The sequence below is a fragment of the Paenibacillus stellifer genome (genome assembly GCF_000758685.1).
Taxonomy (GTDB): Bacteria; Bacillota; Bacilli; order Paenibacillales; family Paenibacillaceae; genus Paenibacillus_AQ; species Paenibacillus_AQ stellifer.
Map to the genome: position 1 here is coordinate 5521013 of NZ_CP009286.1, position 25342 is coordinate 5546354.

Here is a 25342-nt window from a genome sequence, read left to right on the forward strand (position 1 = left end):
TGATAGGGCGCTTTTCCCGGCATTTTGCATCATTCGATTCTTAACGTTTGAAGGCTCTCCTTTGAAAGGAATAACGAACGTGAAGCTGAAAGCAAGGTTTTTTGACTTTTTTCTGTTTTTCTCCAGTCTGTTCATCGCCATCTATTCCGCTCCCTTGACTGTGCCAGTCTCTTCTTATCTCATTGCCTTGCTGATGTTCTGGCTGTTCTCGACCGTCTACTACCGGTTCAAGATCATTACCCGGAGCGGCACGACAGCCATCGAATACGGAATCAGCTACACCTGGTCCTTCGGTGTGTTTACCGGTCCGCTGGGCGTGTTTATTTTCGAATTCCTGTACGCTTTAACTATATATCTGTATAAAAAAAGAACCAAAAAAGCAGATCCCCACGAAGGGCTCGACATGCTCTACAACATCGGCTCCTACGCCCTGAACGGCTCCATCTGTTATTTCCTGTTCCACTGGCTGTACCCGTTTCTCGAGCCCTATGCCTTCGGCTATTGGCTGCTCATGCCGTTGCTGACCGTGCTGGCGACCCTCCTGGCCAATATCAATCTCATCATCACCTTTTCGCTTTCGGGCGAAGAAGATATGATCCGCAATGCCAAGAACATGCTGAAATACGGCAATCTGCTCGATATCGGAAAGGTCGCGATCACCAACACGATGCTGTTATTCTGCCTGATGGAGAGACAGTGGGGCATGCTGCTCTCCCTGTTCCTGCTCAATTATGTCGTCAGTCTGTCCTTTTACTCCAAATCGCAGAGCATTCAGGACAAGCATGAGCGGGATAAGTTCGAGCAGATGGCTTACCGCGACTTTCTCACCGGCGCATATAACCGGGCCTTCATGGACCAGAAGATGGATGAGCTCGACCGCTCGGACGAAATTATCGGGCTTGTGGTGATGGACATCGACAATTTCAAAAAAATCAACGACAGCTACAACCATACAGTCGGCGACGGGATCATCCGGCATTTCGCGAATACCCTCTTCTCCCGCCTCGGCCCGCAGGATTTCCTCTTCCGCAGCGGCGGCGAGGAGTTCACCGTCATTCTGCGGAACCGCACCTACGGCCAATGCATGGACTGGGCTGAAATTACGCTGGGCAGCCTGGAGAATACGCTGGTCGATGTGGAATACGGAGATCGGAGCATCCGGGTCGGATATACGGCATCGGCGGGGCTGTATTACTTCCCTGTCGGAAAGCCGGATCTGATGGAAAAAGGGTATGTTCAAGCCGACCATCTCCTGCTGAAATCCAAACGGCTCGGCCGCAACCGGGTATCCTCGCAGAATGCGTTCATCGAAGAGCCCTCCTGACCGGCCGCACAGAAAACCCCGGCCCGCAGCTCTCGATACGGAGCTGGCGGGCCGGGGCCTTTGTATTCGTTATGCAACCGAATTCTAATCTATAGGCGGCCGCATCTTAGAGGTCGATTCTGGACAGCTTGCCATCTTTCGTCACATACCCGGTGCCGCTGCCGGTGTAGGTGAAATCGAACTGGTCGTCTTCACCGAGTCTGACCGTATACTCCGGCGTGAGCGTCTTCGCGTCCAGCGCATGGAAGGCGGCGCCATCAAAGCTGAGCCCGATCCGGTCATCCTGCAGCAGAGACAGCGAGATGAAGAACTCCGACTTGTCCTGGAAGGCGGCCGACTTCACAAGACCTTTGGTGTTATAGACCGCCAGCTTGCCGTTTCCGAAGACGCCGTAGACATCTCCGAGGGATGATACGGTTGCGTTGCCCGCGATATCCCGTCCCCAGAGCAGCTTGCCGCCGGGGCTGAAGCCAAGCAGGCGGTTGCCGGTCTTTGGCAGGTTGGTGCGGATCAGGGCCGTGCCGTCCGACAGCACGGCGTCATAACCGACTTCCGCATAAGAACCGGCAGGAAGCTGGTAGACAAATACCCGCTTCAGCGACGTATCCAGCGCTTCTATGTGCGAACCCTTGCCTCCGCCGTAGTTCGTCTGGATGAGCACGCGCGGACCTTGGGCCATCGCAGTCCCCTTATACGATACGTTCCGCAGCTTGTAGCCATCCTTATGAATCAGGGTAAGCGAAGCGCCGGTGTAATTGCCGTTATCGTCCAGCTTGCCCTCGGAGGCGAATACGAGATTGCCGTTCGACAAACGGTACAGGCTGCCGCTGGCGGCAGACAGAGTCAGCTTCCATTTCCGCTTGCCGTCGGGACCGACCGCATAAATCTGGGTGCCTCCCCCAAGCACATCATCGGTGAAAGTCACGTAGACGGTCCCATCCGGCGACACCAGATAGGGGCGGGCTTCCCGTTCCATAAATGTGCCTGGATCGGCGAAATTGGCCGACCATTTCAGCTTGCCGGTAGCGGCGTCAAAAGCCTTCAGCGTCTCTACCAGCCATACCTTGGTCTGCGTCGCATGCTCTTCCTTCGTATGGAGATAGACCAAGCCCAGCTTGGCGGCCTCCACAGGCTTCCCTTCCACGCTGCCAAGCTCGCCGGTGGCCGATACGGTCCAAGTCGGGCTTGGCAGCGTGGTGACGGTCTTGCCGGCCGAAGCGTAGCCCGGCACCGCCGCAGCAAGCAGCGAAGTAAATAGTATCGCCGTTATGAATCTTCTTCTCATGATATTTCCCCTCGTTCTCTCTTCTTCTGACTTATGTAAACATTCCGCTTTAATTAAAACTTAAACAACTCGTGATAAGCTATGAAAAAATTCCGTGAAAGGGGATTAATCAACCATGCACAAGAACAAGCCCGCAGGCAAGACCGTCTGGATTCCCGCAGCCTTCATCGCCGTCGTCAGCCTTCTGCTAATCGCCTATTCCTTCTATATTGGAGCCGGCGGAGACCATCCGCGTCCTCCCGCAGCAGCAGCGGGTCTGCCGCCCCGCGGAGAACGTGAAGAGGGGTGGGAGCCCTTTAAGCTGGCGGGAACGCTGGCGGTGATCTGCGGAGCAGCCAGCTTCGCCTGGCTCCGATTCAAGAAGAAGCTGAAGTCGCCTTCCTTGCCGGTCAAGCAGTTGGGCAAGCTGCTCTATAAGGTGCACAAGTTCACCGGCTGGACCGCTCTGGCGCTGATCGCCGTTCACGGCGGCTATTATCTTATTACCAAGTTCGGCGACCACAATGTCTATACCGGGCTTGCGGCGTTCCTTGTCCTGTTGGCTATCGCCTGCTACGGCTTCCTGATCCGGCGCGTGCGAAGCCCCTGGGTGCGCAAGACGCATTTCTTCCTGAGCCTGCTCTGGATTCCGCTGCTGCTTCTGCATGCAGGCGGCTCCGCGATCGCTGCCGTCATCGCCGGCGCCGCCATCTGGGTGCTGGTGCCGGTTGTGGAGAAATGGACGCAGCCTAAGACCGCTTAAGGCCGGGCTTTATGTTACCAGCCATCTTATCCGTTCCCCGGCAGGGAACGATAAACTCCCCGCCAGCAGTCACACGTCTGGTTGCCGGTTTTAGAGTTTGATTCCCTCAGCAGAAGCGACGCTTCTGACATAGGCCGCCGCCCGGCGATATTCCTCCTCGCCGGACAGATGCTCCAGAATAACCGGGATGTCCCGGTTCAGCCTGTGCAGCTCTCGCAGCAGCACTGCATAATCAAGCGCACCCTGTCCCGGCGCCGTCTCGCTTAAGTGAACGGACAGCCGGCTGTCGAGGACAATATCCTTCGCATGGCAGCCGACAATCCAGGGTCCGAGCTTGGCGATAAAATCCCTTATCATATCCCCGTTCCGGTAGTAGGTGCGGGGACTTGCGATCAGGTTGACGGGATCAAAATAGACCGCAAACGCCTTCCGGTCGATCGCCTTCAACAACGCAAGATAAGCGTCAGCCGAATCCGGAAGCGCCCAAGGCATCGTCTCCAGCGTGAAGCAAGCCGCCGAAGGCTCTACTTCGTCGATGATCTCGCGGACCGTATCCACGATCAGTGCAAAGGTGTCCTCTCCGAAATTGTCCGGATGCGGCCCATCCTACTGCATGCTCCGCGAGCCGGAGATGTTGACACAGCAGCGGGCGCCGATCAGGTCGGCCAGATGCAGACGGCGCTTGCAGTAAGCCAAGGCCTGACGGCAGATATCCTCATCCGGACTGATCGGGTTGCTCCAGGCGCCGACCTCGGCTATCCGAATATCATGCCTCTCAGCGGCGAGCCGGTACTCCCGGATCGCCGTTTCTTCCACATTCTCCTCCAGCGGACACACCGCCGCGCGATAGCCTTCCCGTCTCAACGCCGCGATCCACTCTTCCGGATCATGATTCCCGCTGCTAACTGGACCTCCTAGCCGCATAATTCCCATTCCTCCTTCTATTTGTTCCGGGCAACCTTCGTACTTCGCTAATTAATTTTATCGCAAATGGGGACGATTTGAATGATATCTCCTGAAATACAGCCAGCAGATGCCGCCCGGGAAAGTGCAGCCGGGAAAGTGACCCTATACAAAATAGATAATTGTTATTATAATATTGTTATATTACAATAACATTATCCTAACATTCTGAATGGATGTGAACACTGATGACAACATACAATCAAACGATAGAGCCGTGCAACCCGGAGGCTTCTGCAGAAGTCAGAGCCGTGCTGAACTATCTGGCCAATCTCGAGGGAAAAGGCATCCTCACCGGCCAGCATACGCAGACGACAGTTCAGAAAGAGCTTCGCTATATCGAGGAGGTAACCGGCCGGCTTCCGGCTCTATGCGGCTTTGAGCTGCTCGCCTATTCGCCGGGGATCAATTACGAGGATGCCGACGAGGAATGCCTTACGGAAATTGAAGAGAACAAAAATACGCTAGAGCAGGCGTGGGACTGGGCGCTGAACCGAAAGGGGCTGCTTACCTTTACCTGGCACTGGTTCTCGCCGTTTGGAGGCCGGGACAAAAGCTTCTACTCCGAGAAAACGACCTTTGACGCCAGACAGGCCGTTATTCCCGGAACGCCGGAGCACAGCGCCCTTCTGTCCGATATGGACCATATAGCCGAGCTTCTTCGTACTTTCGCGGACCGGAATATTCCGATCATCTGGCGGCCCTTCCACGAAGCCGAAGGGACCTGGTTCTGGTGGGGCCAGCACGGGCCCGAGACGGCAAAACAGCTGTACCGGCTGATGTATGACCGCTACACCAACCATCATAAGCTGAACAATCTGATCTGGGTCTGGAATTCACCGCTGGCCGAGGGCTATGTTGGGGATGATGTCGTCGATCTGATCTCCAGAGACTTATATCCCCCGGAGCATGAGCATACCGACCGGAAAGAGGAATACGATGATTTGATCCGGATTACGCCATCCCGCAAGCCGGCCGCGCTGGCGGAAATCGGATCGATCCCGTCGATCGAACAGCTGGCGGAGACCCGCGTGCCCTGGCTTTGGTATATGACCTGGTCCAACGCTTACGGCGCCTCGGAGGAATGGACGACGAACGAGGTGCTGTACCGGACCTATCATCATGACTATGCCGTTACGCTCGACAAGCTGCCCAGCCTGTATTAATCCGCAGATCGGATAGGAGGCTACCCATTAATTGAGTAGCCGACCTTCCACACCACCGTACGTACCGTTCGGTATACGGCGGTTCAACCGTTTGAGTGCAATTGACGCAAGCGCTCGTACTGGGCAGGGAAGTCATAATACCCTGCCTGTACGAGCCTTTCGTTTGTTACAGAGCGATTCAATACTGCGCTTCTGGCTATTCGCCAGTAGCCCCGCCTTGTATTTCCCCATTGGTAAGCCTGCCACTCCGGTATCCCCAGCTTTCGCAGATTTTGTACCTTCGTTCTTGGCTTCTTCCATTGCTTCCAGATGTACATGCGCATCCGCCTTCGCAGCCATTCATTCCAGTTTTGCAGGATTCGCTTCATGTCGGCTACGTAGAAGTGACCCAGCCAGCCGCGAATGTAGACTTTTACGTTCTCCATTACCTCTCTTGCACTCCTGCCTTGTCTTCGATTCGTGAGCTCTTTCAGTTTCCTCTTTGCTTTAGCGAGAGATTGCGGATGGGTGCGAATGTACACACCGTTCCCGTTCTTTCCCAGCGCATAGCCGAGGAATTTAAAGTGTTTCTGCGCCACGACGCTGACGACCTTACTCTTCTGCGGGTTCATTTGAAGTTTTAGCTTCTGCTCCAAGTACGTCCGGCTGGATTCCAGCAGTCGCATGGCTGCTCGTTTGCTCTTCGCCAGCACGACAATGTCGTCCGCATAGCGGATGACCCTCACGCCTCGGCTCTCCATCTCCTGATCGAATTCGTTCAGATAGACATTTGACAAAAGCGGAGACAGCGGCCCGCCTTGCGGCGATCCTTCCTCCGTTGCGCGTCGTACCCCGTTTTCCATGACTCCGCTTTTCAGGTACTTTTTGATCAGGTCGATGACGCGTTTATCCTCGATCTGTTTGCGCAGCAAGTTCAAAAGAAGCTCATGGTTCAACGTGTCAAAGTATTTCGACAGATCGATTTCAACCGCTTGTCCATAGCCCTGCTCGGCGTACGTTTTGACTTTCCGAATGGCCTGTTGCGCACTTCGACCCCGGCGGTAGCCATAGCTTCCATCCGAGAAAAGTGGCTCGAATAACGGTTGCAGTTGCTGGGAGATCGCTTGCTGGATCACCCGATCTACGACGGTCGGGATGCCGAGCTTTCTCACTCCGCTTCCATCTGGTTTGGGGATTTCCTTGCGCCGCACCGGGCTTGGTTTGTATTTCCCTTCCCGGATGCTTTGCAGCAGTTCATCTCTGTTTTCCCGCAGCCACGGAAGCGCCGCCTCTACGGTCATCCCATCGATCCCGGGCGCTCCGTGATTACTTTTGACCTGTTTGTACGCCCGGTTCAGATTATCTCTGTCCAGGATGCGTTCCATCAGATCGTTTGCACCGTCTCTTTCTTTACCTTCCCGAGCTCCGGCACTCCGCACTCCCGCATACTCTTCGTGTTCCACACTATCCCTTTGAGGGCAGCCCTTTCGGTATTCTGCTTTCATCGCACCGGTTCTCCTTCCAGTCTGTACTCGAGACTTACGATTGTTCAGCCCTTCCGCTTGCCGCTGACGCAACAGGCGTACTATGGCGTCTGCTGACCTCTCACAACAAGCTTTACTCCGTGTTTCGGATTTTTTTTTCTCCTACTCCCCGTCTGTGAGATCTCCCCGGGTAAGAGCGATAACTTTCCCCTCATCTATCTGCCACATTTACATCATGGGATTCGGGCAGTATTGGACTTTGCTTTGTGTGGCAAGCTCGTCCGTCCCATCATGCCTTATATGTGATTTCTGTTCGTCAGACCGAGGGTTTGCCTCCGGCTTCCTTCAGATTCCGCCTCGCGGCGGACACCCTTGCCTTCAGCTAACAGTTCCTACTGCCAAGCCCGTAGCGGACTTTCACCGCCGAGTTATCGCCCATGCCGGGCGCACCACAAAAAAGCGGGAAATGCCGATGATCCGGCATTTCCCGCTTTTATTATCCCAGCCCGATATGTTGGGCCTGCTCATGCTCTTACTGCACTTCGTTTATTCTTCGCTTAAATGCCGAATATGCAGAGCCGAAAGCCATGTGCATAAAAGAACATCTTCCCGCAAAGCCTACAGATTAGCGCCCATGCGCACTTCATCTGACAGGAGGGATACCCCATGGCTAAGCCGGATAACCGGTCCGACAATGTCGAGCATCTGCAGCAGAGCATTCAGAATACGCTGGAGAATCTCCATGAAGCCGAGGATTACTTGAACGAATTCGGCTCTGAAATCAGCAGCAATGAGCAGGAGCAGATTCAGGAGAAGAACGAGCGGCGCAAGGAGAGCATTCGAGGCTTCCGCGAGGAAGTCAAAGACGAAGCGAAGCACTCCGGCAAGTAAGGATGAGCGCCTGCCGGCGCCCTTGAGGCGCCGAGCGCTTACCGAGAAATAATAAAAGAAGCGGTACGGCCCATGCAAGCATAGGACTGTACCGCTTCTGTCGTCTGAGGTGAGGTTATTGAGATTGAGTCTGCCCTCCTGCACCGTCTGTGCCTGCGTCCTGAGGGCCTCTTCCCTGAGGCATTTCCCCGTCGCCGCCAGGACCGCCTCCGCCGGGACCGCCCTTGCCGCCTCCACCCATTCCGCCACCGCCCATTCCGCTTGGAGCCGTAGTGACTCCCGATTCATTCACCCATGTGGTGATGCTCTCCAGGTTGAACGTGACAACCTTGCTGCCGCCGCTATAAGTTCCGCCCGTATATACGGTATCCTTTTCAGTGCCGGTCGATGTTCCGCCGCTGTACAGGGTGTAGGAGCCGTCCTTCTTCAGATCAGGGGAGCTGATAACCACCGTCCGATAATCCTTGGCCGGAGCAAAGGTCACAATCTCATTGCCCTCGCTGTCCTCCAGATGCACCAGAGTTCCGGCTTTCTGCGTCTCGGTGAAGGTCATTCCGATGGAATACTGGGAGGATTCCTCGGATGGTCCCTGCGCCATGCCCGCGCTGCCTGCCGACACCAGGGTACCGCCGGTAATATTGAATGTGCCGTCAAAATCCAGCGTGCCGTTGCCGTCATTCGTCGGGCCGCTGACAATGACCGTGCCGCCGGACATCTCGATCGAGCCGTTCGCATCCAGTCCGTCGCCGCTCGCATTGACCTCTACATACCCGCCGGTGATGGAGAGCAGATTATTTCCGGCGCTGCCGGAACCCGGCTGCCCGCCGCCGCCCGTCTCGGAATCGCTGCTGCCGCTTGCGGCGTTCACGCCGTCATCGGAGGCCGTCACATGAATTTCGCCGCCGGAGAGTATAATATTCGCAGATTCGATGCCTTCATAGCTCTTGGTGATGTCCACGGTACCGTCGGCAATCGTCAGCGAGGTATCGGCATGAATGCCGTCATCCCCGGATGCGATGCTGAACGTGCCGCCGGCAATGTATATGCTGCTGTTGCTGTGCACGGAATCGTCAGCTGAATCGACGGTAATGGACCCGCCTTTGATGACCATATCCCCTGCCGATTTGATCCCTTTCATGCTTGTCGATTCGGTTTCCGACGATGCGGATGTGTCCGACGATGCAGTGCTTGTGGTCTGTGCCGCCGTTGTAGCCGATGCAGCCAACGCGGCGCCCTGTCCGCCGCCATTCATGCCGCCCATCATTCCGCCCGGGCCGTTCTCCTCCGTCTTCACCTCGCCGTTCACATTGCCGCCCCCGGTTACCAGGTTGAAGGTTCCGTCTTCAATCACAAGGGACGTTTCGGCCTGGATGCCGTCGCTGCCGGACGTAATGTTGAACGTTCCTTTCGCAATTGCGACAAAGCCCTTCTCGGCATCCTCATCATTGGTCGACTTGATGCCGTCTCCGCCCGCATTCACCGTAATGTTGGCGTCGCTTACCGCAACCATATCGCGTCCCACGATGCCGTCGTCCACCGCCTTGACGTTAAGCGTACCGGACACAATCTTCAGATCATCCTTGCTCTTGATGCCCTTGTCATAATTGCCGGTAACGTTCAGCGTCCCGGTTCCGTTGATGATCAGATCGGCCTTGCTGAAGATGGTTGCATCAGGCTCGTCGCTTGACGCATCCTCAAGAACGTAGGTCTTGCCGTCGGAAACGGAGTTCTCCGTTCCTTCCTGCAGGGTGAGCTTCACGTTGCCGGCATCCTTGACGTAGATAGCGGCGTTGTCGCTGCTGCTGATATCCGCGCCGTTCAGAACGAGATGAACATCTCCATCATCCGGAACATTGACGACAATCTGCCCGTCAGTAAGCTTGCCGCTCAGGACATAGGTTCCGGCCGCTGTAATCGTCACCGATCCGTCCGCGGCTTCGGCGCCCGAGCCTTCAATTGTGGCCCCGCTGCCGGTCAGACTGATCGTGACCGGATTCTCCGTTCTCCAGTCGGCCGACTGGTCGTCTTCGTCGAAGGTGACGAGATCCGATACGCTGACGTTCGCCAGTTGTGCACTGGAAGCCGTCGCGCTTCCCGAAGCCGCGTCAGTCGCAGACGCCGAGGCGACGGTAACGTTCGAAGAAGTTCCTGTATTGGTCTCTGTAGCCGAGTTGGAGCTGCAGGCCGCCATGAATGCGGCGCACAGGAAGACAATAGCCAGTTTCTTGCTCGTTGTTAGAAGATTTTTCATCATTGAAATCATTCCTTTCTTATATCCGTTAGCTTGTTGTCAGTTGTCCGCAGCCGGAGGATTCATCGTCAACGATAGATCCAGATTTCCGTTTCGGCAGCGGATATCATCCAGAAATTCCTTCTGGTTCGTATTCTCATTCATCGACACCATGTAGACCAGCTCATACAGGCTTCCCAGCTCGGTCGTTCTCATCTTTTTCAACTCGTAGCCAACGCCGTGCTTCTTGAAGACTTCCTCAAAAGCGTCCTCGTAGGCCAGATTTTCCGGAATCGTCACCTTCAGCATCTTGTCCACTCCTTTTCTTGCGCCGAAGTTGATGCGGTTCAGCACGAACATCAGTCCGCACAGAATCAGGGTGAACAGTACGGCATAACCGAAAGCGCCCACGCCGCAGGCCAGACCCGCCGCCATCGTGAACAGCACATAAGAAATGTCTTTCGGGTCGCCGGGCGCGCTTCGGAACCGGATGATGGAGAAGGCACCCGCCAGGCTGAAGGCTCTGGCGACATTGCTGCCAATCAGCAGAATGATGATCGCCACAATGGAAGGAAGCAGCACCATCGTCAACGTGAAATTCTGCGAGAATCCCGCCGCATTGGTCTTCATATACGTCAGGCTGATTATGCCGCCCAACACGATAGCCAGCAGAATGGTCAGTATCGAATCGGTAAACGATAAATCGGTGGTCGTTACAGTCGTTGAGAAAATCGAATCAAGCATAGAGGACACTCTCCCTTTCAATCTTGCCGTTCTTCAGCATTTTCTTGTATTCATTGCCGTACTTGGAGAAGCTGGTACGGTACATTTGGTGCTCGGAGAGCATTTTGGCCAGCCATACGGGAATCGTCTTCTCCGCCTTCACTTCCATCAGCCATCTTCCGTCCTCCACCAGCGGCGCCCCGTGGTCTCCGCTCTCCAGCTTCAGATCATAGCGTCTGCTCCGGATATTGGTGTCGAACGTAATCCGAAGATCGCGGTTGTTCTTGCAGAACATCGCCTTGCGCTCATAAGCGAGATAGACCTTCGGCTGCAGGCTGTACCGTTCCAGGAAGTAGCTGATTTCATTGACAACCTGGCGGTTCATGTAATCCTTGATCTCCGGCAGCCGGCCGGTGCGGACAAAATCATAGGCTTCGTCCAGGCAGAGCGCCGTTCTTCTTTTGTTGACGAGACCGAACACCTTCTTCTTCAGCTCCAGGTACACCCGGGCATCCTGCTCCGGCACCCCGTAAGCTCTCAGACGAAGCTTCTCCTTATACTTGGGCTTGGCGAGGCTCGTTCGGATCAGCGAGTCATGAGCCGTATCGAAATACAGGTTGCTGATGGAATAGAACTCATGTCTCTTGTTGTATTCATCAGGCTCCATATAGTGGAGCAGATCCTCGTAAAGGCGGTGGTAAGCCTCATCGTCCAGCAGGTACTTGTTCTCATACCGGTTAAACACCTCGATCGCCATGTCTGTTCAAATCCTTTCTATTTGGGAGGTCTTTGGAATGATATTGGATGCTGCATTCATGTTCTCGCATCGGCTGATGTGAACAGCTTATGCTTCGAACCTTTAATGAATCTTAAATGGTTTTACACGGTGTTTATCTTTTTTTACACTAATTTAACAAAAGTCTTGAGGGCGGAGGTGTTCTCCTTCCTGAAGGTTAAGGTTCATTCAAGGTATTCCTGATATAATGGCCTCATCTTAATAGACGACTACATTAGGCGAGGATGAACAACCTATGAGAATATTAATTGTTGAGGATGAAGTGCATCTGGCGGAAGCTCTCTCCCAAATATTAAAGAAACATAACTATTCGGTAGATATCGTCCATGACGGCCGCTCGGGGCTCGATAATGCGCTAAGCGGCATCTACGATCTGGTGCTGCTGGACATCATGATGCCCGAGCTTGACGGGATCAGCGTGCTGAAGGAGCTGCGCAGCGAAGGCAATCCCACCCCCGTCATTCTCCTGACCGCCAAGGGCGAAATCTCGGACAAGGTGACCGGGCTCGATTACGGGGCGGACGACTATATCGCCAAACCGTTCTCCACGGAAGAGCTGATGGCCAGAATCCGGGCCGCCCTGCGCCGCAAAGGCGAGGTGCTGCCCGAGGACACGTTGAAATTTGGAGATATCGAGCTGCATCCGGGCAATCTGAAGCTTACCGTTAAAGGGAAGGAAATGAAGCTGAACCTGAAGGAAAGCGAGCTGCTGGAGCTCCTGATGACAAGGAAGCAGGCCGTGACCTCCAAGGAGCAGATTATCGAGAAGCTGTGGGGCTTTGATTCCGAGGTGGAGTACAACAACGTTGAAGTCTACATTTCTTTTTTGCGCAAAAAAATGACCTTCCTGCACTCGGAGGTGCGGATTAGCACCATTCGGGGGGTTGGCTATGTGTTAGAGGTGACAAGCTGATGTTCGACAAGCTCCGAAACCGGTTCCTCATTGTCAATCTGGTAACCATCTCCCTTATCATGCTGGTGGCCTTTGCCTCAATCTATATCATTATGTACCAGAATGTCCGGGCCGACATCGATATGGAACTGCACCGGAGTGCGGATTCCCCCCAGAAGTCGCCCGGTCAACGGGATGGCGGCAGCCCCGGGCAGCCGGATCAAGGAAGCCCTTCCGGAGGGGGCGGTCCTGCAGATGGCGGCTCCGGAGGAGGCGGCGGCCAGGCGTTCGAACGCTCGGTGGCCTTTACGGTGCAGACGAACAAGACGTACGAAATCACGACAACCAAGGCTCCGTTTGATATAGATGCCAGCCTGTATCCGCAAGCCCTGCAGGAAGCCCTGTCCATGAAGAAGGATACCGGAACGTTCTCGCTGGACGGGAGCAAATGGACCTATCTGAAGCAGCCGACCGCAGATGGGTACATCTTCGTTTTCCTGGATACCTCCGATAGGCAGGATATCCTGACGAAACTCATCTACACCTTCGCCGCCGTGGGGATGGTCATGCTGGTCGTGCTGTATTTTACAAGCCGTTACTTCGCCAACCGTTCGATCAAGCCTGTCAGAGAAGCCTTCGAGAAGCAGAAACAGTTCATCGGCGACGCCTCCCATGAGCTCAAGACGCCGCTCGCCATCATCAACACCAATGCGGATGTGCTGCTGGCAGGCGGCGAAGACACGATCCGGAACCAGTCGAAGTGGCTGAATTATATCAAGTCGGAAGCGGAGCGGATGGCAAGACTGACTAGCGACCTGCTGTATTTGACCGAAATGGACGACTCCAGAACCCGCATGGTGGTCAGAGAATTCAATATAAGCGAAGCGGCCGAGAACACCATCCTTACGATGGAGGCCGTTATTTTCGAGAAGCAGCTGTCACTGGATTACGATATCGAACCCGGGCTTATGATTCGCGGCAGCAGCGAGCAGATTCAACAGGTCCTGATGATCCTGCTGGACAACGCGATGAAATATACGAACCCTCACGGATCGATAAGTCTTGCTCTCAAAAAGTCCCACAACGGCGTTCTGCTGTCGGTGACCAATACGGGGGCGGGCATTGCGCCCGAGCATTTAACCCGGATCTTCGACCGGTTCTACCGCACCGACGCGTCCAGAGCGCGCAAGCAGGGCGGCTACGGACTAGGCCTTGCAATCGCCAAATCGATTGTCGAGCAGCATAAAGGTAAAATTTACGCCAAGAGCACCGTTGGGGAATCCACTACCTTCTATGTCCAGCTGTCTTGACGGATACGCATAGAGCCATGAGTTCATGAGTTCGGGTAATCCCCGACAGCCGCCCGCGGCTGTCAGGACCCGAGTACCGGACTAATTATGCCACATCTCACAAAATTTGCTAGACTGCCGAAAGCCGCTGTGATATACTTTTGCCCTAGAGCCTGAGCTGTTCCAGGCTTTTTTGGCTTTTGCTCCTCGCTCCATAATCAGAAATCGACGCCGCAACCCCTTTTTAAGGGGTTTTTGGCTTGCGGAAAAAGGATTTCAAAGGGGCATCGGAGAAAATTTTAACAGCAGGCAAATGTTTATGATTTGGAGGAACTCATTATGCGGCAGTTCATTGGCGGGAAGGTCAAGCAGGGATCACATGAAACGGACACAGCCTCGGATCATCACCACTCCTCTTCCGCTACCGGGAAGCGCTCCTTTAACCCTCTGCTAGGCTCGGCCCGGATTGCCGGTATTTACTTCATCGTGGGCTGCTTGTGGATTCTGCTGACAGACCGTGCAGTCTCGGCTTTGGTTACCTCGCCTGGCTGGATCGAGGCAATCAACATGATCAAGGGGTGGTTCTTCGTTTTCGCCACCGCCCTTCTGGTGTTTATTCTCATTCTTCGCCAGCTGAAGCAGATCAAGAGAATGGAGGAGAATCTGGAGGCAACCTACCGGGAAATGGCCCACAGCCATGAAGAACTGGAGGCCGCCTACGAGGAAATCATCGCGACGGAAGAAGAGCTCCGGCAGCAGTATGACCAGCTCACCGATAACCAGCAAATGCTGGCGGAGAGCGAGCGCAAGATGGAATATTTGGCGTACCATGACGCCTTGACCGATCTCCCCAATAAGCTTGCCTTGTATGAACATGCGGAAGGCAGCTTCCTGGCCGATGCCAATCAACGGGCCGCTCTCCTGTTTCTCGATATCGATAACTTCAAATACATCAACGACACGCTCGGACATGAATTCGGCGACCGGCTGATCATCAAAGCCAGCGAGCGCTTGCTCTCCATTATGGACGGCAAGGGAAGGCTGTATCGGTTCGGAGGAGACGACTTCATTATCCTGCTCCATCCGCTGTCTGATCCATCCTGTATCGAAACGTTCGTATCGAGCCTTCTTGCCGGGTTTAAGGAAGCGATCGATATGGGCGGCAGCCAGCTGCATATCAGCTTCAGCATCGGCATAAGCTTATATCCCGATCACGGCAGCCATATCATGGAGCTCGTGAAGCGGGCCGACATCGCCATGTACAAGGCCAAAGAGAAGGGAAGCGGCCGCTTCGTCGTGTTCGATCACCCGCTCAACGATATTTTCGCCGAACGGATGAATATCGAGAAACAGCTGTACGCGGCCATGGAGCGCAATGAATTCGAGCTGGTCTATCAGCCGCAGGCGGATATGTCGCTCAATCAGGTGACCGGGTTCGAGGCGCTGCTGCGCTGGAAGAGTCCGGTTCTCGGGTATGTGTCTCCCCTGAAATTCATCCGAGTAGCCGAAGACTCGCATCTTATTATTCCGCTTGGCGCCTGGGTGCTGCGAAGCGCATGCGCTTTCTTGAAAACTCTCCACGAGCAGGGCTGCGGCCACCTCACCATGTCGGTCAACATCTCTATGCCCCAGCTGATGCAGAAGGATTTCAACGACATGGTGCTGCGCACGCTGGAATCCTGCGGCCTGCAGCCGGGAAGCCTGGAGCTTGAGATCACGGAAACCGTGCTTGTCGAGTCCTACGAGCTGATCGGGCCGAAGCTGACTGCGCTGCAGAGCCACGGTGTCAGGATTGCCCTGGATGACTTCGGAACCGGCTATTCTTCCTTGAGCTATCTGACCCATCTGCCGATCTCCACCCTGAAAATAGACAAGTCCTTCATTGATCACATCCCGCACAAGACGAGCCAGGCCGTGCTGGTGGAGCAGATCATCATGATCGGCAGACGCCTTAACATGGCAGTTGTCGCAGAAGGCGTGGAGCAGCATGACCAGCTTGAATACTTGCTGAAGCATGGCTGCGAGCGAATTCAGGGCTATTACTTCAGCCGGCCGCTGAAGCCGGAGGACATCGCGGGCTGGCTGGCCCGGTGGGAGGAAGAACGTCTTCCTCATTGAAGCCAGGATGCCGCCGCTTCTCATATAGAGGCGGCTTGTCTTATTCACAAGAAACTTATGCACTTCATTCGAAGAAATGGGGGGTTTTTAGCGATGGAATCAATGGAAACGTTTGAACAAGCGGAAATACGGGAGATATTTACGAAAGAGGATCTGGTTAAGGCCTTCAGAGACAGCGGTGTCTCCGAAGGCCAGCATATCTTCGTCCATACGTCCTTAAGCAAGCTTGGTTATGTAGTGGGCGGAGCGGAGACTCTGATCCGGGCTCTGCTCGAAATCGTCGGCAGCGAAGGAACGCTGATGATGCCCTCCCAGACGTGGAAGAATCTCGATCCTTCCACAGGCGTACATTGGGAGGCCAAGGCCGAGTGGTGGCCGGTTATCCGCGAGCACTGGCCAGCCTACGACAAGGAAATCACCCCTGCCATCGGCATGGGGGTTGTTGCCGAAATGTTCCGGAAGTGGCCGGGCGCCTTCCGTTCCGATCATCCCGCGCGGTCCGTGGCGGCCGTTGGCAAACATGCCGACTATTTGACGCGGGATCATGATCTGAGCAACATCTTCGGCTCAGGCTCGCCGCTGGATAAGCTGTACCAGCTTAACGGACATATTCTGCTTATCGGTGTCGGCTATGAGAAGAACACCTCTCTGCATCTGGCCGAGACGATCGCCGACTTCCCCGGCAAGGCGTTTGCCCGGGAGAGCAGCGCCGTCATGAAGGACGGGCGGCGGGAATGGATCGACTACGAAACCCAGGCCGTTGACGACTCCGATTTCATCCGGCTTGGCCAGGAATACGACACGGCCATAGGCGTTCCGGTCCGCCGGATCGGCGGAGCCGAGATCCGGCTGCTGGAGCAGCGGCCGCTTGTGGACTGGGCCGCTGCATGGATGGAGCGTAACCGGGCCTAGCAGTTCAGGGGCCCTCTCGATGAAGAAGCTGCCCCGCCCAGCGGCGAAGCAGCTTCTTGGAGAAAGTACGGCGGACCGTGCGGCGCGCGGTCCGCCGTACTGCGTGATCCCGTGTTTGAACGCGAACCCGCATCCGTATATGATAGCTTTATCGATCCGTTTGGGAGGTTCTTTAGATATGGCAGTATTGATCAACGAACAAATCAAGGCATCCGAGGTAAGCCTCACCGGACTGCATGGCGAACAGCTCGGCGTTGTTGCGAGAGACGAAGCGCTGGCGATGGCCATTAGCGCAGGTGCCGACCTCGTCTGCACGTCGCTGATGAGCAGTCCGCCTCCCTGCACGCTGATGGCCAAGGGCACCGGAAAAGCGGCGATGCGGAAGGAAGCTGCGGACCGCAGAGCGGAAGACGGCCGCGCTTCTGGCGGAGGCAGCCGCGAGAAGGTCAAGGAGCTCCGCTTCACCGCCTTCATCGAAGACCATGATTATGAGACCAAGCTTCGGCAGGCAGAGAAGCTGCTGCTGTCCGGCAAGCCGGTTCTGCTGAATGTCAAGGCAGCCGGCGCCAAGGAGGCTGCGGCTGCCAAATCGGTCCTGGAACGGCTTGCGAATGATCTGAAGGCGGCCGGCGTGAAAGACACCGGCATCCAGAGCGGAGGCAAAGGCTCCCAGGTGAGGCTTAATCCGCGCTGATTCCGGTCTTCTCTTCGGCTCAGGCCACCGCCCGGACCAGTCTACCCGTGCATCCAGAATGTGTTGATGAAGGCCGTGCGGAAGCCGGCCTTCTCCATATTGGCATGGCTCACCGAGCCGAACTCCACATCCGTATAGACATTCTCCAGTCCAAGCTCCGCAGCGGCTGACAGCCGATGGCCGATTAAGGCCGTCTGGCAGCCTCTTCCCCGAAACTCCTCAAAAGTATAATCATTGGCGAGATATCCTTCACTGCCGTGCAGAAAAAGCGATCCCATGGCCGCAGGCCGCCCATCGATGGTGAGCATGTAATTGTGAAAATGGGAAGCGTGAAAATAGCCCTTCACCCGGTCCACGATGTTGCGGCTGTAAGGAGCCTCTCCATTAGACCGCGCAATCCAGGAAATAAACGTCTCCGCGCTCTCCCCGGTTACCGCCTCAATCCGCATTTCAGGCAGGGACGGCTTCGCCTGCGTCTTGGGCCTGGCCGCCAAGAAGACCAGCTGCTCCACCGGCATATATCCTTGCTTCAGAAGCGCCTCCGAGACATCCGCCGTCATATGATTCGGCGTCAGGTCGAAGCAAGGGGCCGCTTCGCCGTAATGGTTCAGAATCCGTCTCAGCAGCGGAATATCGCCGGGGCCAAAGCCCTTCACCCGGTTATAGTACGGCGACTGCGGATGCGCTGTATCTTTCAGCAGCAGGCAGTTCCCCAGCTCGGCAATCTCCAGCCGTCTTTCCACTTCGCTGAGCGAGCGCTTCGCGTTCAGCTTCGTCAGTTCAATTTCCATATGTTCCAGCTGCTTCGTGATATCAAGAGGGCTTACCCTGCTCATGGCAGACTCTCCGCCTTTCATTTAGTACGGACAGGAAGCATCGCCGCTGCCCGGAGTTCAGCCCCCAGCTTATCCTGCCGGACCATCTCTTCCCCGCAGCAAGTTCCATCCAATTATGTTCTAAACCATTATACTCTGCTGCGAACCTTTGTCTTAGCAAGGAAATACAGCTGTCTCCGTCTGCCTACTTTGCCAAAATCCCCTTCAGGTATCCTGTCAGCTCCCGCGCCGCTTGTTGATGGGACAGCGCTCCGGGATGACTTCTCGATCCCACCGTCTCCTCATTCGTGTTCGGCAGCTGGAAGATCGATACCTTCCGGTCGCCGGCCTTCCGTGTATAGGCCTCAACTGCACGGTAGATGGCCGGCATCATCGGCATGCCCAGCATGCCGTAAGCCCAGACGATATGGGCATGCTGATTGTTCTGGCGGAGAGTGTGCAGAAACCGCTCTGCCGCCTTCTCGAAGTTCGACGCATCCTCTTCATTAAAGCTGCCGTCCTCATTCAGCCGCTGCTTGTAGACCTTGCCCGTGACTTCGTCCTTCCATTCCGGGGACACAAACGCGCCTCCGTCGTTGCTTCCCAGATTGACCACCACCACATCCGGCTGCCAGGCTCCAAAATCATTTGGCTCAAATGCGCCCAGCTCCTCATTCTTCTCTCCGGCCAGCAGCCCGCACACCTGCTCATAATATCGGGGGAGGTTGGCGTTCGGGTTATTATCCCAGCTCGTCAGCACGCCCCAGCCGCTCTGCGAGAGAATCCGGAAGTCCGCGTCCAGGGCATCCGCCGTCAATGCCGCGTAGTTATCGACCGCACTGAACCACATCGAAATCCATTCGGTCTCAGCTTTGTCTCCGATAATGCCTTCGCCCGAGGTGATGCTGTCCCCGATGAACTCGATCTTGTACGGTTTCTCCGGAACCGGGAGGAAGGCGCCGTCCGTCTTCACGGCATGAATCTGCAGCGAGCATGCGGGGTCTCCGCTCATCGCCTGAATCTCGCGCAGAACACGGACATTTTTAGCAGCGTTTTCATTTAACCCTCTGAAGACGCACACCCAATAACGTCCGGCAGTCAGCATTCTACGGCTCACGGGAGCGGAATTAACCAGCATATGAATCCATGGCTCATACAAATCATAATCACATTCGACTTCAATCCACAGCTCCGAACCTGTAACATTAAGCTCAATGCCGCTTCCGGTCCAGAACAGGGTAAGCGGACTCCGGTTATTCGTCGTTCGTCCGTGAACTTTCAAATGACCGATATCGGCCAGATTATATATCTTGAGATTTTCGTTATCCTTCATGACCAGATCCTCCTTGGTTGGTGTCGGCTTCGTCTTGAATTATACCAAAGTTTCGGAAGACTTGTTATCCTAAAATTATGAAAGTACACTAACAAAATAGATTACTAGAGAAGGACATCCTCTTTGTCCGGTTCCTGACAACATTTTTAATGAAAATGTCCCTTTTGGAACCTCTGATTGTTATACCTGTATGATCCGCTTCACATATTGAGCCGCCAGATCCTTATTCGCACTTTTCTTCGCAATGGCCACAACAGCGCCGCCGTTCATTCTTGTACATTGCCCGGTCTGCCAACTGTTTTGATTTCAGAAGAATTTGTTAGGTGATATTCTGGAGGGAGAATCTTCAGCTCCGGCAGCTTCTCATGCAGAATGGAGATGGCGGCCACGCTTTCAATCGTCGGCTCCGTACCTGCGGAAGCGAACACGATGTCCGGTTCTCCGCCCTTGTCGGTGCTTGCCCAGTCAATGATCTTGAGACCCTTGTCGACCAGATGACCGAGCAGACCCGGGTCCTGGTGGGTATAGCCGTTATGGTCCTGCTGGAACACAGTCGAAGTCGCAACAACATTCAGCGACGGTATGTCTGCGCGCCAGCCTTGATCCGTAGCCTTACGCAGCCACTTGAAGTGCTGGGTAATCATCGAGTCGACGACGCGAAGGAATGCTTCATAGTTGGCGAAGAAACCGATTGAGGCGGCGGCCAATAACTGGGCGCTGAAGCAGCTCGGCTACAGCGCCGCCGAAGAGTTCATGAAGCGTATTGACAGCGGGATGCAATCTTGATTGCAACCTCCTTTTGGGACAGTTTTGGCATTAAGTAGCAAGCGTACAAATACGCAAAATTAAAGAATCCCCAATTCGACAGCAATAATGCTGTCGAATTTTTTTGTATATTGCCGAATTTTCTGATTTTGAGGTATCCTATAATGAAAATCCTCAATGAACAAGGAGGGAATTCGAATGCGATCCTGGCAGTCCGTGCGATTCCGCATCGTCTTCGGGTTTTTCCTTATTGTTGCTCCGCTGGTCCTCTTCCTTATCTATAACAATCTGTACGCCGCAAGAATCGTACGCGAGCAGGTCTCAACCAATTACGGCAATCTGCTGGATGTGGAGGTCAATGCCAACGACACCATGCTGAAGAGCACCTTTGATTTCCTCATTCAGTTGGGAACGGCCAATGATTCCGAGATTCTGTCGCTTAAGACGCTGCCGGTGACCGAACCGGATTATACACTCGCGAAGGTCCGGCTCAGCAACCGGTTCGCGCTGGATACGAGCTATTACAAGATGGTCGATACATTTTACGTCTATCTGACCAAGGAAAGCAGCTACCCCCTCTTCGCCACGCAGAACAACGCCAAATCAAGCGAGCTGAGTACTTTGCTTACGTCATACAGTGCCCAATTCTTCAAGGAGGGTGCGCCTCTCAGCGACAAATGGGAAGCTGTCAGATTGCCCGGATACGGCGCTCATCTGATTAAAGCGATTGACATCGACTTCGGAATGCTCGACGGCGCGCTCGTCCGGATCGACACCCTGAACCAGACGATTTCTAAGCTTGACGTCGGGCCGCAAGGTGCGGTATTTGTGATGGACGGCCAGGGCAATCTGCTCTCCTCCAAAGGGCTGCCGGACAACCTCGACGGCGGATTCCAATCGGCAATCCTCCACATGAAGGACCGCGAGGGAACGATCAAGTGGAAGAACAAGAAATACCTCGTGCTTACCCGGAATTCGCAATATGCGGACATCCGCTACGTCATTGTGACCACGGAACCGTATATTCTCAAGAACCTGCCTTTTCTCCAGAAAATGCTCTACTACTGGATACCGCTGCTCTCCATCGCGGTTGTCACCGGCTATATCCTCTACCTGCGCCGCTACTTGTTCCGCCCGCTCGCAAGGCTTGTTGTCGGCATGCGCCGGCTCGGTCATGGACGGCTTGACGTCCGGCTGCCCGCTCCGTCCAGCGCTTCCGAATTCTCCATCATGACCAAGACGTTCAATCAGATGGCCCGCCAGATCGAGGAACTCAAAATCGATGTGTATGAGGAGCAGCTTCGGGTGCAAAAGGCGGAGTACAAGCATCTCCAGATGCAGATCAATCCGCATTTTTACACGAATACGCTCAATATTATTTACAATATGGCTGCGCTCAAGGACTTCAAATCGGTGCAGAAAATGACTCTTCATCTGGCCAACTATTTCCGCTTCCTAATGCACGGCAACCGGACGACGGTTACGCTGGAGGAGGAGCTCGGCCATATCGGGCATTACATGGAGATCCAGAAGCTCCGCTATGTGGACATGCTCGTCTTCGAAATCGAGGTGCCGCCGGAGCATATGGCGCTCGAAATTCCGCCGCTGCTGCTTCAGCCGTTCGCCGAGAACGCCATTTTGCACGGCTTGACTCGACGGCAGCAGGACGGCATGCCGTTCCGGATCTGGATAAAGTCCGAGAATGAGGAAGGCGATCCGGCGCGCATCGTACGAATCACCATCACCGACAACGGTCCGGGCTTCCCGCCGCACATGCTGAAGGAGCTTGAGAGCGGAACGTATACGAACGGCAGCGGCGAACGGCATCTCGGCATCTGGAATGTGCTGCGCCGGTTCCGGATTCTGTACGGCGATGAGGGGGGCATTACTTTCCGGAACGGCGATCATGGCGGGGCCGTCGTCGAGGTGAGGCTGCCGGTTCAGCGGCCGTCCGCCTTCCGCGACAACGAATCACCTGCGAAGCCCCCGTCCAGAGACGAAATGGAGGAGATTGATGTTGTATAACATGCTGGTCGTGGATGATGAAATATATGCACTCAAAGGAATTACGCAAGGCATCGACTGGAGCGACCAGCCCCTGTCCGCTATTCTGGAAGCCGGCAGCGTCAAATCCGCCATGGAGATTATGGAACGGCAGCCGGTCGATCTTGTCATCTCCGACATTGAGATGCAGGAGACGAACGGGCTGCAGCTGCTGCGCTGGATTCATGAGCGATTCCCGCACACGCTGGTCGTATTCCTGACCGGACACGCAAGGTTCGAATACGCCCGCGAAGCGCTGCAGCTCGGCTGCTTCGACTATGCGCTGAAGCCGATCGACCATGATCTGCTCAAGGAGATTGTCGCCCGCGCCTTGAAAGAAATTCAGGAGCAGAAGAAACGCGAGAACGTCGAAGCGTTGATCGAACAGCATCTGCTCCAGTGGAAGAACCGGCTGCCCGTACTGGTTGAGCGCTTCTGGCAGGACCTGATTGCCGGAAGAATATCGCTCCAGCCCGAGCGGCTGAACCGGCAGTTCGAGCTGTACGACATTCCGCTGAAGGCCGGCGGAAGGGTGCTGCCGCTGCTGCTCAGCATCGAGCACTGGAGTGTGGATATGAGCGCGCGCGATGAAACCATCATGGAATATGCAATCCGAAAGGCTGCGGCGGATATTCTCTTCGGCGAGCTGCCCGGTGTTGTGCTCCAGGACAGCGGCGGCCTGAACCTGATCCTGCTCTACTGTCCGGAGGATCTGGCCCTCGACCGGGCGGAGCTCCTGAAGCGCTGCCGCCAATTCATGACAGCCTCCGAAGGAAGCTTTCACTGCCAGATCTCCTGCTATGTCGGCAGCCCGGCGCCGGCGGAAGAGCTGTCCGGCGCCATCGACCGCCTGCTGCAGACGGAGCGGACGAATGTCTCCTCCCCGCAGTCGGTTATCGACGCGGCGCTCGCCTCCGATGCGGCTGCAACGGGCGGTGCCGGAGCGATGCCGAACCTTGCCGAGTGGGGAGAGCTGCTCGATCAGGGACTGCAGGACGAAGTTATCCGGCAGCTGGAGCAGACGACAAGGCGGCTGCAGGACGAGATGACGAGCCGGGAGACGCTGGAGCAGCTCTACTACGGCCTGCTGCACCTCTTCTACCAGACCGCCCATCGAAAGGGCGTGTCCGTATACGAGGTGCTGACCGTACAAGAGCTGAACGATCCGCAGGCCTCCCGGTCACCGCAGCATCTGCTGGCATGGGCCGCCCGCCTCGCCAGCAAAATCGCGGAGGAGTCCGAAGGCAGACAGCGGGACTCATCACCGATCATTGCCAAAGCCTACGCCTATATCCAGGACAATCTGCAGCGGGATTTGACGCGCGATGATATCGCCGCCGTGGTGTCCCGAAATCCGGCTTATTTATCGAGATTATTCCGCAAAGAGACAGGGCTCTCCTTGTCAGAATATATTACACAGCAGCGGATAGAGCAGGCGAAGAAGCTGCTTGCCGAGACGGATGACAAGATCAGCAGCATCGCGGAGGGGCTCGGCTATCTCCACTTCTCCTACTTCGCGAAGCTGTTCCGTAAGCTGACCGGCCTCACGCCGCAGGACTACCGCAAGAAATACCGGGCGCCGTAGCCAGCCCCAGCCAGCGCGCATTCCGAGCACGCCTCCTGACTCGTTCCGAGCATATATTCAGGGCGCGCATTCAGGGCGCGCATTCAGCCGTAGAGCGGATTCCACCCGACGGGATGGATTACCGCCTCCACGGCTTTTTTGCCGTCTCGCAACGATACATATCACGTACATAACTCTTTATGTAAGTTATATTTCAAAAAATGTCACATATCTGCTATCCATGTCACCCCAGTAGATAGAGGGGGTAGGGGAACCCCTCTATAATGATGGATGTGGAGAGACATAACGAGATGAAAGGAAAGTGATCGCAAATGGAGCAACCTGTCAAGACTGCGCGACTGGCTCTCCCCGCTGCCGGACAAAAGCAGAATGTCGGATACTGGCGGAAGTACGGAGCTTTTTACCTGATGATGACGCCGGCGCTGATTTTTCTGCTGATCAATAACTATCTTCCGATGATCGGATCGGTCCTCGCCTTCAAGAACGTCAATTACCAATCGGGCGTATTCAACAGCCCCTGGGTCGGCTGGAAGAACTTCGAGTTCCTTTTCAGCACAAGCGATGCCTGGAATATTACGAAGAACACAATTATCTATAACGTGGTATTCATTGTCCTGAACCTGATCTTCGGCGTCGCTCTTGCGCTTCTGTTCAACTCCATGCGCAACCCGAGACTCGCCAAGTTTCACCAGACGATGATGTTCCTGCCTTATTTCCTCTCCTGGGTTATCGTCACCTATCTCGTATATGGCTTTCTCAACCCCGAAATCGGCCTGCTTAACAAAATAATTCTGCCCTGGTTTGGCATCGACAATGCTATTGATTGGTACTCGGATCCCAAATACTGGCCATTCATACTCCCGATCGTCAACACCTGGAAGGGCATCGGTTATTATGCGGTATTCTATTTGGCGGCTATCATCGGCATCGACAAAGAATACTACGAAGCGGCTACGATTGATGGAGCGTCCAAATGGAACCAGATCCGGACCATTACCCTTCCTTTGCTCCGGCCTATCGTTATCGTACTTACCCTGCTTCAAGTCGGCCGCATCTTCTACTCCGACTTCGGTCTCTTCTATCAAGTCACCCGCAACGCGGGAGCGCTATACGATACCACACTCGTTATCGACACCTATGTCTACCAAGGCTTAATCGTCACTGGCGACTTCGGAATGTCTTCCGCAGCAGGACTGTATCAGGCGGTTGTCGGATTTGTAGTCGTCTTTGTCAGCAACTTGATCATCCGGAAGATCAGCAAGGAAGACGCTCTATTTTAAACCCGGAAGCATCCATCACCAATACAGGAGGTT

20 protein-coding genes and 3 pseudogenes are annotated in these 25342 nt (G+C 55.0%); 13 read left to right on the forward strand and 10 right to left on the reverse strand.

What is annotated here, in order from left to right; translation table 11 throughout:
* Positions 1-61: 61 nt before the first annotated feature.
* Entirely contained in the window at positions 62-1324 is a 1263-nt protein-coding gene (locus tag PSTEL_RS25290) for a GGDEF domain-containing protein (RefSeq protein WP_245625028.1), read from the forward strand.
* Between the two features lie 106 nt (positions 1325-1430).
* Here PSTEL_RS25290 and PSTEL_RS25295 read toward each other — a convergent pair whose 3' ends face one another.
* Complete coding sequence (locus PSTEL_RS25295) at positions 1431-2609, reverse strand: outer membrane protein assembly factor BamB family protein (protein ID WP_038699661.1); 1179 nt, start codon at positions 2607-2609, stop codon at positions 1431-1433.
* A 115-nt stretch (positions 2610-2724) separates the two neighbouring features.
* Between PSTEL_RS25295 and PSTEL_RS25300 the strand changes: the two genes are divergently transcribed.
* Positions 2725-3351, forward strand: coding sequence for a hypothetical protein (locus tag PSTEL_RS25300; protein ID WP_038699663.1), 627 nt, complete (start codon positions 2725-2727; stop codon positions 3349-3351).
* A gap of 90 nt (positions 3352-3441) precedes the next feature.
* Here PSTEL_RS25300 and PSTEL_RS28650 read toward each other — a convergent pair.
* Positions 3442-3933: pseudogene (locus PSTEL_RS28650) on the reverse strand (sugar phosphate isomerase/epimerase family protein); the annotation flags it as partial.
* Positions 3934-3957: 24 nt separating this feature from the next.
* Positions 3958-4275: a sugar phosphate isomerase/epimerase family protein gene (locus tag PSTEL_RS28655; protein WP_245625030.1), complete on the reverse strand. Its 318-nt coding sequence runs from the start codon at positions 4273-4275 to the stop codon at positions 3958-3960.
* Between the two features lie 227 nt (positions 4276-4502).
* On the opposite strand from PSTEL_RS28655, the gene PSTEL_RS25310 reads away from it, so the two are divergent.
* Positions 4503-5480: a glycosyl hydrolase gene (locus PSTEL_RS25310; RefSeq protein WP_038699665.1), complete on the forward strand. Its 978-nt coding sequence runs from the start codon at positions 4503-4505 to the stop codon at positions 5478-5480.
* An 83-nt stretch (positions 5481-5563) separates the two neighbouring features.
* Here PSTEL_RS25310 and ltrA read toward each other — a convergent pair whose 3' ends face one another.
* Positions 5564-6964: a group II intron reverse transcriptase/maturase gene (gene ltrA / locus PSTEL_RS25315; protein ID WP_038694523.1), complete on the reverse strand. Its 1401-nt coding sequence runs from the start codon at positions 6962-6964 to the stop codon at positions 5564-5566.
* Positions 6965-7609: 645 nt separating this feature from the next.
* Here ltrA and tlp point away from each other — a divergent pair.
* On the forward strand, positions 7610-7834 hold the full coding sequence (gene tlp, locus PSTEL_RS25320) for a small acid-soluble spore protein Tlp (protein WP_038699667.1): 225 nt from the start codon (positions 7610-7612) through the stop codon (positions 7832-7834).
* Positions 7835-7949: 115 nt separating this feature from the next.
* Here the strand turns inward: tlp and PSTEL_RS25325 are convergent, their stop codons facing one another.
* Genes PSTEL_RS25325 through PSTEL_RS25335 form a run of 3 tightly spaced genes read right to left on the reverse strand, consistent with a single transcriptional unit; the run spans position 7950 to position 11544 of the window.
* Complete coding sequence (locus PSTEL_RS25325) at positions 7950-10088, reverse strand: carbohydrate-binding domain-containing protein (RefSeq protein ID WP_245625031.1); 2139 nt, start codon at positions 10086-10088, stop codon at positions 7950-7952.
* Between the two features lie 36 nt (positions 10089-10124).
* A complete protein-coding gene (locus PSTEL_RS25330; RefSeq protein ID WP_038699669.1) occupies positions 10125-10808 on the reverse strand; it encodes a DUF4956 domain-containing protein in 684 nt (227 codons plus the stop codon).
* A complete protein-coding gene (locus tag PSTEL_RS25335) occupies positions 10801-11544 on the reverse strand; it encodes a polyphosphate polymerase domain-containing protein (protein ID WP_038699671.1) in 744 nt (247 codons plus the stop codon). Before PSTEL_RS25335 ends, PSTEL_RS25330 begins: the two co-directional genes overlap by 8 nt.
* A 274-nt stretch (positions 11545-11818) precedes the next feature.
* Here PSTEL_RS25335 and PSTEL_RS25340 point away from each other — a divergent pair, with 274 nt between their 5' ends.
* From PSTEL_RS25340 to infC, 5 genes are all read left to right on the forward strand, one after another.
* Positions 11819-12496: a response regulator transcription factor gene (locus tag PSTEL_RS25340; RefSeq protein WP_038699673.1), complete on the forward strand. Its 678-nt coding sequence runs from the start codon at positions 11819-11821 to the stop codon at positions 12494-12496.
* Positions 12496-13785 (forward strand): sensor histidine kinase, encoded by a 1290-nt coding sequence (locus PSTEL_RS25345; RefSeq protein WP_038699675.1) that lies wholly within the window; start codon positions 12496-12498, stop codon positions 13783-13785. Before PSTEL_RS25340 ends, PSTEL_RS25345 begins: the two co-directional genes overlap by 1 nt.
* Before the next feature lie 318 nt (positions 13786-14103).
* The gene (locus PSTEL_RS25350) at positions 14104-15882 is read left to right on the forward strand and encodes a putative bifunctional diguanylate cyclase/phosphodiesterase (protein ID WP_052099038.1); all 1779 of its coding nucleotides are present in this window, start codon (positions 14104-14106) and stop codon (positions 15880-15882) included.
* A gap of 93 nt (positions 15883-15975) precedes the next feature.
* Complete coding sequence (locus PSTEL_RS25355; protein ID WP_245625032.1) at positions 15976-16794, forward strand: AAC(3) family N-acetyltransferase; 819 nt, start codon at positions 15976-15978, stop codon at positions 16792-16794.
* A 178-nt stretch (positions 16795-16972) separates the two neighbouring features.
* Positions 16973-17488 (forward strand): translation initiation factor IF-3, encoded by a 516-nt coding sequence (gene infC, locus PSTEL_RS25360; RefSeq protein WP_038701701.1) that lies wholly within the window; start codon positions 16973-16975, stop codon positions 17486-17488.
* Positions 17489-17529: 41 nt separating this feature from the next.
* On the opposite strand, the gene PSTEL_RS25365 is transcribed toward infC, so the two are convergent.
* The 3 genes and pseudogenes from PSTEL_RS25365 to PSTEL_RS25375 form a co-directional block, all read right to left on the reverse strand.
* Positions 17530-18324, reverse strand: coding sequence for a GNAT family N-acetyltransferase (locus PSTEL_RS25365; protein WP_038699677.1), 795 nt, complete (start codon positions 18322-18324; stop codon positions 17530-17532).
* Positions 18325-18508: 184 nt separating this feature from the next.
* Positions 18509-19636 (reverse strand): GDSL-type esterase/lipase family protein, encoded by a 1128-nt coding sequence (locus PSTEL_RS25370; protein WP_038699679.1) that lies wholly within the window; start codon positions 19634-19636, stop codon positions 18509-18511.
* A gap of 341 nt (positions 19637-19977) precedes the next feature.
* Positions 19978-20325: pseudogene (locus PSTEL_RS25375) on the reverse strand (phosphoketolase family protein); the annotation flags it as partial.
* A 1-nt stretch (position 20326) separates the two neighbouring features.
* Between PSTEL_RS25375 and PSTEL_RS27800 the strand changes: the two are divergent.
* The 4 genes and pseudogenes from PSTEL_RS27800 to PSTEL_RS25390 form a co-directional block, all read left to right on the forward strand.
* Positions 20327-20422, forward strand: a pseudogene (locus tag PSTEL_RS27800) (HPr(Ser) kinase/phosphatase); the annotation flags it as partial.
* Positions 20423-20599: 177 nt separating this feature from the next.
* Positions 20600-22426: a sensor histidine kinase gene (locus PSTEL_RS25380; protein ID WP_038699683.1), complete on the forward strand. Its 1827-nt coding sequence runs from the start codon at positions 20600-20602 to the stop codon at positions 22424-22426.
* Positions 22416-24029 carry a helix-turn-helix domain-containing protein gene (locus PSTEL_RS25385; protein ID WP_052099043.1) on the forward strand — a complete coding sequence of 538 codons (1614 nt, stop codon included), beginning with the start codon at positions 22416-22418 and terminating at the stop codon, positions 24027-24029. Before PSTEL_RS25380 ends, PSTEL_RS25385 begins: the two co-directional genes overlap by 11 nt.
* Positions 24030-24340: 311 nt before the next feature.
* Positions 24341-25309 (forward strand): ABC transporter permease, encoded by a 969-nt coding sequence (locus tag PSTEL_RS25390; protein WP_038699685.1) that lies wholly within the window; start codon positions 24341-24343, stop codon positions 25307-25309.
* Positions 25310-25342: the final 33 nt, after the last annotated feature.